Genomic DNA, 11,633 nt, shown 5'->3' with positions numbered 1-11,633 from the left:
TCACTTAATCCCCGTATGAGCCATGGAATCCATGACCTTATTTTGTAAAATTATAAACAGTATCAGATTCGGCAGGAACATGACTAGTCCGGCTACGGCCGACAATCCCGCCCCAGCAACGATGTTCCCCGATTGCGCCACCAAGGTGTTCAAGTAGAAGGGCAGTGTGCGCAGAGATTCATCGTTCATGAAATTGGCAGAGCTCTCAGCATTGCCCCAGCTGGCCTGGAAGGTCAATATCGCGACAGTCACGAGGGCCGGCTTCACCATCGGCAGCATCACGCTCCAATATACTCGCCAGTTTCCTCCTCCATCCATTTTGGAGGCTTCAATCAGATCATCCGGAACCTGATCCATAAATTGCTTGAGCAAGAAAATACCGATTGGCATCGCCAGCATCGGGATAATGTGCGCGAAGTAGGTATTGAATACACCCATTTTCTCAATAATGAGAAAACGCGGAATCGCTACAGCGACCGGCACAAACATCAGAGCCAGCGTGTTAATCTTGTTAAAGGTTTCCTTGCCTTTGAAATGCAGCTTCGACAGTCCGAAGGCCGCCATGGAACTAATCGCTAACGTCGACAGAATAACAATCGTTGTCGTGAGGACACTGTTAAATACGTATCTGGATAACGGAAGTCCTGATTCCGCCGAAAAATGAAGCAGTAGACGGAAATTCTCAAAAGTCGGCTGGCTTACGAAAAACCTAGGCGGATACGCAAACAACTCCGTAAACGGTTTGAATGAATTATTAATGATAAACACAATCGGAAGGACCATAAATATGGACAACACAAGCAAAAATATATGAAAGCCCAGCTGGTCTTTATGCAGTTTATCGGGATTGAACTTGACCATTCTTCTCACCACACTAACGAAAGGATAAACACTATTTATTTATTCTCCGAACAGCTTGTAGCTGACCTTGTTGAATAAAATAACAATGCATAACAAAGCTACAGTAACCGCAGAGGCATAGCCCATCTCATAACGGACAAAACCGAAATCGTTGGCATGGTCAACGATCAGCCATCCAACGTATTGGGGGGGCGGTGTCCCTCCGCTAAGTGTAGCGGCCATCCCCGCTGCATTAAATGTGCCAATAATAGCCATCACTGCACCGAACAGCATTTGCGGCTTCATGGACGGAATCGTAATGTAGAATATCTCCTGCCAACGGTTGCGGATGCCATCAATATAAGCAGCCTCGTACATTGTCCTGTCAATATTGAGCAGACCAGCCAGCATCGCCAGAAAGCCTACACCCATGCTTCCCCAAAGCGCGATAAATATCATGATCGGCATCAGCAGCTCCGGAGACTGCAACCATTGCACCGGCTCCTGGACGATGTTCAGCTTCAGCAGCCAGTAGTTTAGATAGCCGGCCTGATCTCCGCTGAACAGCACTTTCCATACAACTGCCATCATGACAGGGCCTGTTATGGAAGGAGAATAGATAATAACGGTATACAGGGTTCTCATTCTGTGAGTCACCTGGGACAGCATCCATGCCAGCATAAAAGCCAGCATGTATCCGAAGGGCCCTACGATAATGCCGTACAGCAGCGTATTCGGCACCGCATTCTGGAGAAACACCGTATCACCTGTAAACAAGTCGATGTAATTCCGGAACCCGACAAATCTAGGGAATTCAACTGTATTAAAGTACGTAAATGACATCGCCGCGGCAATGACTACCGGAAGTACAATCAACAGCAAAAACAATATGGCATAAGGCATGATGAACAGATAAGGAGAATCTGCTACGCGTTTAAAGCGGCTTTCGGTTTTTCCGCTCAGGCCAGGCTTCAATTTCCGGTTAATCGGGGTGCTACTTTCCATTTTCTCTCACCCAATTCTCTACATTATCAATGGTCGGAACCTTATAGGGTTTGACCAATTTCCCGTCAGCAATGTACCCAAATTCCTTCAGCTTCCTTTCAAGCTCCCGGTTGATGGTTTTGACCGCATTATCCAGAGCCGTTCGCGGATTTTGCTTACTAAAGACGACCGCATTCCATGCATTGCTGATCTCACGTTCCACCACGTAATCGCCCGGGACCTTCCCGGTCGCTTGAATCCATTCCCACTGCTGCATGATCGCGTCCTTCGAATCGGAAGGCCATGCACTGTCGGCAAAGCCCTTCAAATTCGCAGTCATATAGAGGAACTTCTCTCCCAGGGTCGATTTGATATTGTAAGAGAACTCACTTTGCACATTTGCGCTTTCCCACCACCTGATAAACTCCCAAGCCGACTTTTTCTTGTCACTGTTCTTAAAAATGATGCTGGAGGAGCCGTACGTAGGATCCCAGCGTTCAATTACACCCGCATCATTTCTGACACCCGGAATCGGAAGAACTCCCCATTGTCCTGCAAGATCCGGTGCAGCATACTTCAATTGAATGTAGGTATTAGCATCGCCAATTCCTACTGGTGCCTTCCCGTTTCTGAAGTTTTGGAAGAATTCTGAGGTTGTAATCGGTACGTTATAGACCGTGAATAGGTCTGTCATGAATTCAAAACCCTTGTAGGCGCCTTCTTTGTTGATGGCGGTCTTACTTCCGGTTTCATCGTACAATTGCCCGCCAAACTGGTATAGAAATGGCGTCGTGGTATCGAATCCCTTAAAGGAATTATTTGATCCCAGCGGAGTATAGAAGTTCATATCATATTTCTGCAGCATTGGGACAAGGCCCGCTACATCCTCCCAGGTCTGCGGAGGCTCTTCACCCAGAAATTTTAGGATATCCTTCCGGTAGAATAACAGCTTGACATCCTGAGTTTCCGGAAATGCATAAACACCTTCATCGTAAATAAAAGGAATAAACGCTCCAGGATGGAACTCTTCAGCCAATTTGTAAAAACCGTCGTAACCCCTTAAATCCTCAATAATTCCCCGAATGGCCAATTCAAAGGGTTTGCCAAAGCTGACACCCATCGCTGCATCAGGGGTGCTGTTAGCCGCATTGGAGAGCACGATCTTGTTTTCGTCCGGCAATATGGACAGATTGATCTTGATTCCAGTAGCAGGCGTAAACTCCTCATCGATCATCCGCTGCATAATTTCTACATACAATCTGGACTGATTGACCCAAATCTCAACCGTGTCATCATCTATCTCTCCGGCCTTTGCATACCGGGGATTGCCAAAGGAATAGAAGAAAGCTTTAATATTCTCGACAGAGCTTGTAAGCAAGCCGGAATCTGCCTTGGGCAATTCCTCGCTGTTACCAACATAGATCTTGTCCAGATGCATCGGATTATACACCAGCATAGGCAGGACCGATTTAATCCGTCCGTAAGCGGAGGATTGGTCGCCCATAAATTTGCCCATGTAATGGGGCAGCTCATTCGAATCCCCAATAAATTCCTCCACCAATTGCTTGGCTACTTCAAGCTGTGACAGCGCAGGTAAATCCCTATTACCTGTCTCTTCGATCAGGGCGAGCTTCTGCTCCTCAAGCTTTGCAGAAATTCCTTCCAGATAGGTTGAGATTTCAGGAATATATTTTTGTATATTCCATTTCCTCTCTTTATCGATAAGCCCTCCTGTCAAGCGGTTAACGCTTTGGCTTGTGGAATCAATCATCTCAGCCGTTTTGAGCAGTTCATGATAAATATCTCTTATCCGAGTATTATCAATGGACAGCGACAGGATATGTTTCCCTTTTTCCAGATATATTTCATAAGGAACACCTTGTTCATCCTGAAGAGTTGCATTCGTCCAGCCGCTGGAATAGTCAAATGAATAAGACTTCAGTTCACTGAAGGGAACTTCTCCGTCAATTTCAATACGCCGGTGTGTCGGCATCCCGTTATTGGTATCTTGGGAATACTTGAAGGTCAGATGATAGAAGCCGCTTTCCTTAACCTCAAGCGGATAAGAGACCTTGTCACCGCTTTCTCCGAACGAATAACCATCCAGCACATTCAACAGCCGGTGTTTGTATGAATAGGGAGTAATGCTCGAATTACGGACATATTTGGCCCGAATGCTTTGTCTGCTTTTCACGGCGATATCTTCGGCTTCAATCGTCACAACAGGTTCTGAAACCGGCTTCTCTGCCCCATGTGCCGCCGCATATTCTTTATAAGAAAGCTCGGGACTGGCCGTATTGTTCAACCACGCCTTCCCGATCAGCACATATCCCTCCTTCAGCGTGAACGAAATGAGATTTTTGCCTTTGTTCAAATGGAATTTCATGGGCTCCGTATAAAAGAAGTTAGGATCAGAAAGTCCTTCATTCCGCCAGGACGCAGAGACCACCGACTTGGGAGTCAGTTCGTCCCCGTAACGGTCAACCTTGTGCTCCGTATTCTGTGTTTTCCAATCTATTGCGAGCTTCAGCTCATTCATTTCGTTATACTGCTTCTTGCCGTTGATCTCTACCTGGAGCTCAGGGTTTAAAGTAGACTGCTCTAAAATATAGTCGTCGAGCCAAATTTCATACAGACCCTCGTCCTGGACCTCTACTTCATAAGTCAGAACATCCTTTGGTGCAGCGTAAAGGACATCGCCGCCATAGCCTTCACTTCGCGAAGAACTATAGATTTGCCCGCCCTTGACAAGCTTCATTGGAATGCTCTCAGGCAGTATCGGAGTAGCAACCTGGTCTTTGGTCCACTGTTTGAGAACATTGTAGTAGTTACTGTCACCGCTTTTGTTGGTCATATAGGCCTCGACAGCCGCTATGCTCCGTTGAGATTCGGCTTGCGACAACACGGTTCGGGCATCGTTATCCGTTAAGCTGACGGCAAGTACTCCGGCAGCCACTGCAATGAATCCAAAACCGGCTATTACATACCCGATTTTTCCCTTGGTTTGCACTTGATCACAACCTTACATCGTCAAGTTTTACTAAAGTGACCATAACTACCGATCGGATTCCGCCTAACCGGTAGTTATGGGTATTGCAGTGTTTGTTTTATTTAGCGTTATACTCGCCCAGGTAATCATCAAGCGTTTTGTTCATCATTGAATCCCATTCCGCTGCGACATCACTGTACTTTTTGCCTTTGTCTCTGATCTGATTTCTGATTTCCCACGGGTTCAAGGTATCATAAGCTTTAACGACGCCCGGAAGCTGTCTCGGGTAAGGCACCGGATTGGACAGCATTTGCTGGAAGTCGACATTCTGGAATGCCTGGAAGTTAAAGATGGCCAATTCACTATCTTCCGGGAAGCCCTTAACCAGGGGGTGGTTCTTCAAGACTTCAGGATTGGTCGTAACCGGCCAGCCCTGAATGAAGTCCATCAGCTGATCCTCCGCCCGTATTGGCGCATCTTCGGGAAGACCCATATACTCGTCGATCAATGCCCAGCGGGATTTCAACCCCTCTTCACCGTAGGTCAGCCATTTAAGCAATTGATAGGCTGCTTCAGCTTTGACCGGATCTTCATCCAGTGCGCTGGACAAGCTTAATGTGTCATAATATCCATGCAGATCCGTGATGCCCCCCTCAGGTGCAGTCGGCATCGGGTAAATATCGATATCCATTTTCCGGGTTTTGATCATTTCATTCACATCCGTACTCAGTGAATACAGCCAGAAGTTTCCGACCGCTTCCAAACCGTCTGCCCAAGGGTTGGTAGATTCGCCAACCTTCTTCTTCCGGACATCTTCCGGCAAATCCCAGAACCATAAACCTTGTTTATCTTCCTTTGCGAACTGGTCTAGCCACATACCGTATTTCTTGCTGTTCGCGAAATCAAATCTCTTGGTTTCGGAGTTAAATCCTTTCCAGCCGTTTGGAATACCGTCAAAATAGTGTGGGCCATGGTCGATAAAACCGATGCCTCCCGGGAACACCGGATTATTTGGAGTAAGTTTGGCGACCTCCGAACGCAGATGTTCATAATCTGCATAGGTCCAGTTGTAAGGCGGTATAGCGATATTATTTTCCTTCAGCAGATTCAGGTTTACTGCAGGGAATTCGGACACAGACTGGAACGGAATCCCATAAATCCCCTTCCCGTCATACGTGGTCATAAAACTTTTCGCATTTTCAGAAATCCATTTGGACTCCGGGTCTTTGTCAAGATAGGATGTTAAATCTAGCGTAAGCTCACGGTCATAGGATTCGGCGGCCAGCGGCGAATAGAAAATATCGGGCAGCGTTCCCTCCATCGCTCTCGCCGTCAGAATTTCGAGTTCATCCGTATCTGACTGCTCAATGGCGAACTGGGAATCACGGACAACCGTGATGTTCGGATACTTCTCCATGAATTTGCGGATGTTCAAGAACATCGGGTTCGTATCATCATTTTCACCGTAGAAGCGCATGGCATAATCCAGTTCAATTTGCTTTTCCTGCCAGTCAGCTACGCCGTTTCCATCCTCGTCTGTCCAGTTCGTTTCGGCTTCCTGGCCTTCTGTATTCTGATTATTTCCACCATAGACTTCCGAGTTGTTTACATTTGCCGAGTTCGTGTTAGCGTTACCGGAGCAAGCGGATAGCAGAAGTGAGAAAACTAACATGATTGAAGAAACAACAGTTATTCTCTTTTTCATAAGACCCTCCATAATTTGCATATTGATTTCGTTGAAGCTTAAGCTCCATCATTCGTATTCGACGGTGATTAGATCCCAGTATTTTAGTTTCGGCAGTTGCAGGAATACGTTTCCATCCTTCTGCTCAAATTTCAGTATGATTGGGGAGCCCTGATAGTAATCAGGGGAAGCAAACATGACTTTGCTTACCTTCCGTTTCGCAGGGAAGACAACGTCTACCTTTTCAAGCTCGGGCGGTTCAGCTTGCTCCGCCTGATTGTCCTTCCACTCCATCGTTGTCGCACCGATGAAATTGATGAAATGAATAATATCAGTATCAGCCTTGTGCTTTGTGAACGACCAAATTCTCCCTTGTTCAGGTTGCGGTTTAATTTCAACGTCTGCCGACCCGGAGACCTTAAGCTCCAAATTCTTCAGGCCGTCCCGTAAAATGTTTTGGTAAGCTGTGAGGAAGTCGTAGTAACGAATCAGCTGTGCTTCAAGCTCAGGCGGCACAGACAAATTTTTGTTGGGGAAATATTCATTTGACAGCATATTTTCCCCAAGCTCCAGATGAGACCCGCCCGATGCAAATATCACTGCATCCGTCAGCAGCACGCCCGGTGTATTGAACATTCCCTGTCCGGATTTGGAATGCTCATAGTTCATATAAGCAGCTAGGACCGTATTTAATTTATTTCTGCCGGCGCGGTTATTGCTGTCAATAACCTCTTTCAGATCCCCATATTCAGGATAGGACCAGACCTCTGTATAGAGAAAATCAACAGGTGCCAATGCCGCCAGTAATCCTTGTCCGTACTGATCAACCGCATTCATGATATAATCGACGTCCAGCTCTTTTTTAGCTGCTTTTAGAAATGAAACGTAAGCTTGCGGAAGCTTGACGATCTGCCCCTCCGAATTATAGAGCGTTCCCCGGTCTCCCAATTGATCAACATGCCATCCGTCGAACGGCAAGTGCTCAAGCACTCCCTTTTCTTTCGCAATCAGATAGCTCTGCCATTCAGGATTGCTCGGGTCATACAGCATAATATCACTGATCCAGCCCGGAAGTGGATGCTTATCCTGATCAGTTAGGTCGCGGTCTTTAAACAACCCCCATTCCTTACTGACCCCGTCTTTGGCCGCATCCTCATAAGCGCCAAAAATGAGATTATAATTCATGGCCTTCATATTTCGGCTGTGGGCCAGATTGATATAGCTTTTCACTGTATTGAAGGAAATCTTCCTGCTCGCGATATCCTCCCATTCTTTCGCAGGTTTGCCGTCAAAGGTTTTGATCGGGTCATGATGCTTGTATTGCCAATCGTAGAATTGGATTCCATTAATATGGAATCTGTTCAAGCGTTCAATGACTTTCTCCACTTGTCCCTGACCCATACTCGGGAAATCAGACAAGTAACCATAACGCGGAAATTTGCTCCAATCCGAGGAAACGTCAACCGCAATATTCATCTGATCTGTAATCTTGTTATCTCGGGACACAAAAACTTCCACCATGTATCCTTTATAGTCTTCCTTGGGTGGAGTCCAGCTCCAGGAGGCCTGACCTTCATCCGTTTTCACCTTTTGACTGCCAATCTTCTCACCTAAATGCCGGTACTGGATGATCAGCTCCGCCTTAGGCGCCGGCGAACTCAACTGGAGGGAGAAGCTCACAGATTCACCGGGTTTATAGTTGGCCTTATCTGTTGTTAAAGCCTTCACCCCTCCTTGACTTACCACTTGCACAGCGGAAATTTCACTGATCGGCCTGCATCCAGATACTGCGAGCGTCATGAAGCAGGCCAGCAAAATTCGGGAGTGTTTCACTTTCGCCAGATGCAATTTCATCCATTTAAACACCTCTCATATTAATAAAGGAATACTGCTGCAGCCGCAAAACAGCTTTGCAATCGCTTTCAATTCAATTCGATTCCTATATATTAAGGATACAAGGAAAGGACGGATTCCTAAGATAGGAATCCGTCCCGAGATAAGGTGGATAAATGATTAGTGCCAGACGACATTCCCCCTCCTGATGAGCGACGTATGTCTACCTTCAGATCCTCTTAAGGGGATATTGCCTTTGCTATCCCATCGGTAATCTGCTCGCCTCCCTGGAGCTTCCAATTTTGGACCCACTGATCGAACGTTTCCAGCGGAACCACCCCCATAATGATTTGTGTAAACACATCCATCTCCTCATCCGCAAGATACTTCCATTGTTTCGCGAAAGAATTCCCGCCTTCATTGTAGATGCTGTAAACCTTGTTCAAATTCGGATCATACAGGTTCTTTCCTCCGACCAGCAAGGAATAGGCACGTCTGAAATTACCGTCCCGTAGATTCCAATATTGAATATCGGTGTTATCGTAAGGAGGCCGTTTGACATTATAAATAGTTTCCAGATCACTTGCCAGCATCGGATACTCTTCCTTCCCCTGAAAATTGCCCGCCTCCTGCCTTCCGGCCATCACGTCTTGAATAGTTCTTACCGAAAAGGCAATTTCATCCCGTGGTACGAGCATATTCTGTAAAGGTTGAAAAACATCCCCATATTTCTCCCTGTCTCTCAATGTCAAGTTCGCAATTTTGATAATAGCCTCAGGATGTTCATAGCCCTTGCGCACAACAATATAAGATTGCGTCGGCCGGAATATCTTCACATTAAATTTGCCTGCGGTATCAAGTGGCAAGGCGTAAGCCTGCCAGTTCGCCCGCGGATTATTCTTCAGCGCTTCCGGGATTGGCCAATCTCCCCCGAAGGAAGGAGCGAAGAATATGCCTGCCTTACCCTCGATCACGACCTCCGCCTCCGTCTCACGGATTCCCATTTCACGATCAATCAGCCCCTTGGCATACAGCTCACGAAGTGCGGCCAGCGCAGTTCGGGTTTCCGGCTGAATCGATCCGTAAACTGGCATTCCGTTCTTACCTTTCAGCCAAAAACCCGGGTATGAATCATAGGCAGAGAATATTGGATTCAGGTTAAAACTTCCTGGCCCTGCATTGTATTCGTCATAAAGGGAAGTTCCAGCGGCAATGCCGATTGTGTCCTTTTGCCCATTGCCATCAGGATCTTGTTCAACAAACGCCTTCGCTACACTCTCCAATTCTTTCATTGTGGATGGAGGTGCCAATCCCAATCTGTCCAGCCAATCTTTCCGTATCCACATCATGCTAAAATCTTCAGGATTAGCTGAAGGTAAAGCAAGCATTTTTCCGTTTATCATAACGTCTTCCTTTAGTCCCGCGTTAGTGCCTTCAATAATGCGTTTCATGATCGGTGAGGCGTACTCCTCATAAGCTTTTGTCAGATCCTCCAGTTCATCCGCCTCAACCATTTGATTAAATTGATAGGGAGAAACCACCATTGCATCAGGAAGCACATTACTGGAAATCGCCAAGTCAATTCTTTGATCCATATTCTCATGTGTAGCAAACCAGTCGATATGGATATCCACATTCAACTTGGCTTTAATTGTCTTAATCCACGGATTATTAGCGGGGGTTTCCCCTGTATATGACTTGTAGTTGGGATCAACTCCCATTACGATATTCAGCGTAGTCGGTACTTCGTATTTCTCGAACGCTGGATCCTCCCCCCTTTCCTTGATGATATCGGTTTTGTTCTGACTGCAAGCGGATACAGATAATATTAGCGATATGAGTAACAGAATCATTAAACTTCTTTTCAGCATGCGGTCCTCCTTAAACACAACGATTTATTGGGGAATACGTTTACGAACCCGATATTCACTCGGAAGTAGTCCGGTTAAATCGCGAAAGGTGCGGCTGAAATATTTTTCATCCGTATATCCAGTATGCTCGGCAATCCATTGAATCGTATTGTTCGTATGCACCAGATACTGCTTCGCCTTTTCCATCCGTAATTCACGAACGTAATCCTTGAAAGTACGTCCAATGATATCTTTAAAGCACTGACTAAAATAACTCCGGCTCATATTCATTTCTTTCGCCACCTCGGCAGAGGTCAACGGTTGATCCAATCTCATCCGCACCTTTTTCTCCGCTTTCAGCACACAGTTGACAATCTCCGGGGAGTAATTAGTTTGAAGCGCTGTGTACCGAATCATTGTGCGGGTATCCTCCAGCCATCGCTCAATCTGAAACCAGGAATGAAGTGTCTCATCAAGCTTGATCTTTCCAAACACCGTTCCGGCAAAAGCTCTGTTCCATTCGTTAACAAAAGAATATAATAAACCGATCAGTCGCGTTTGCGGTATACGAAGCATCTTTAATTGTATTAAAAGCCGCTGGAACAATACATCATCGTAAAGCCACTCCCCAGACAACAACAGTTCCTTCGGTTCTTCCAGTTGATCTCCTACTCCCCGATTCTGTTCATACAGATCGTCATAATTCTTATTAATGCACACCGACAGAATCGTGTTGTCGGGATTATATTCATAGAATAACTCTCTTTCCGTAAAGCTTCTAACCCATCGCTGAACTTGAGTCAATGTGAATTGTTGCAGATCCGACAATTGAATTAGCACAACGTTCTGCAACAAACGGATACGTTTTGATAGTTCATCAAATAGATCGCGCTCATTTCCATTTAAAGCAAGCACTAACCAGTTGTTTCGATCCACTTCAACCACCTTGATATCAGGGATATATTTCAATTCCTCGGCCCAGTCTTTTAAATCCTTGTGATCAAGAACCACGACGGAATATCCTTGCTCCAATGCCCCATCTTGGTGGACTATTCCTTGACGTGCTTGCCCTTGTATTCTGTCGGCAATTCTTCCGAGCATGTCTTCAAGCTGCTCCTTCTCTAAATCTAGATCGACCTTGGAAATATAATCTATAGCCCCAAGCCGAAGCGCCTCTTGCACATATTCAAAATCCTGATGCACCGTAAGAACGACAACGTGAAGTTCTGAATAACGTTTGCGTAAAACCCGCATTAACTCAATGCCCGACATGACTGGCATGCCTAAGTCAGTCAATACTAAATCAACAGAATGAGACTCTAAAAACTGGAGGGCCTTTTCCCCATTGCTCGCCTCACCAACAACCTTCATATCAAATTGCTGCCATGGCATCATTGAAATTAGTCCTTTACGGACCAATTTGTCATCATCCACAACAAGTACCTTAATCATG

Annotated in this window: 7 protein-coding genes; all 7 read right to left on the bottom strand. The window is 46.1% G+C overall.

Going from position 1 to position 11,633, the window contains the following annotated elements; genetic code table 11:
• Positions 1-861, bottom strand: a complete 861-nt coding sequence (locus R50345_RS07035) for a carbohydrate ABC transporter permease (RefSeq protein ID WP_042125239.1) — start codon at positions 859-861, stop codon at positions 1-3.
• 39 nt (positions 862-900) lie between these two features.
• Positions 901-1,845 (bottom strand): carbohydrate ABC transporter permease, encoded by a 945-nt coding sequence (locus tag R50345_RS07030; RefSeq protein ID WP_042125235.1) that lies wholly within the window; start codon positions 1,843-1,845, stop codon positions 901-903.
• Positions 1,835-4,834: an extracellular solute-binding protein gene (locus R50345_RS07025; protein ID WP_052414505.1), complete on the bottom strand. Its 3,000-nt coding sequence runs from the start codon at positions 4,832-4,834 to the stop codon at positions 1,835-1,837. The genes R50345_RS07030 and R50345_RS07025 overlap by 11 nt, the downstream gene beginning before the upstream one ends.
• Before the next feature lie 97 nt (positions 4,835-4,931).
• On the bottom strand, positions 4,932-6,518 hold the full coding sequence (locus tag R50345_RS07020; protein ID WP_042125234.1) for an ABC transporter substrate-binding protein: 1,587 nt from the start codon (positions 6,516-6,518) through the stop codon (positions 4,932-4,934).
• 48 nt (positions 6,519-6,566) lie between these two features.
• The gene (locus tag R50345_RS07015) at positions 6,567-8,351 is read right to left on the bottom strand and encodes a glycoside hydrolase family 66 protein (RefSeq protein ID WP_052414504.1); all 1,785 of its coding nucleotides are present in this window, start codon (positions 8,349-8,351) and stop codon (positions 6,567-6,569) included.
• Positions 8,352-8,569: 218 nt separating this feature from the next.
• The gene (locus R50345_RS07010; RefSeq protein WP_042125232.1) at positions 8,570-10,201 is read right to left on the bottom strand and encodes an extracellular solute-binding protein; all 1,632 of its coding nucleotides are present in this window, start codon (positions 10,199-10,201) and stop codon (positions 8,570-8,572) included.
• A gap of 24 nt (positions 10,202-10,225) precedes the next feature.
• Entirely contained in the window at positions 10,226-11,632 is a 1,407-nt protein-coding gene (locus R50345_RS07005; protein ID WP_042125230.1) for a response regulator transcription factor, read from the bottom strand.
• Position 11,633: the final 1 nt, after the last annotated feature.

The sequence above is a fragment of the Paenibacillus sp. FSL R5-0345 genome, from assembly GCF_000758585.1.
Classification (GTDB): Bacteria; Bacillota; Bacilli; order Paenibacillales; family Paenibacillaceae; genus Paenibacillus_AQ.
This window is presented reverse-complemented; position numbering and strand designations above follow the sequence as displayed.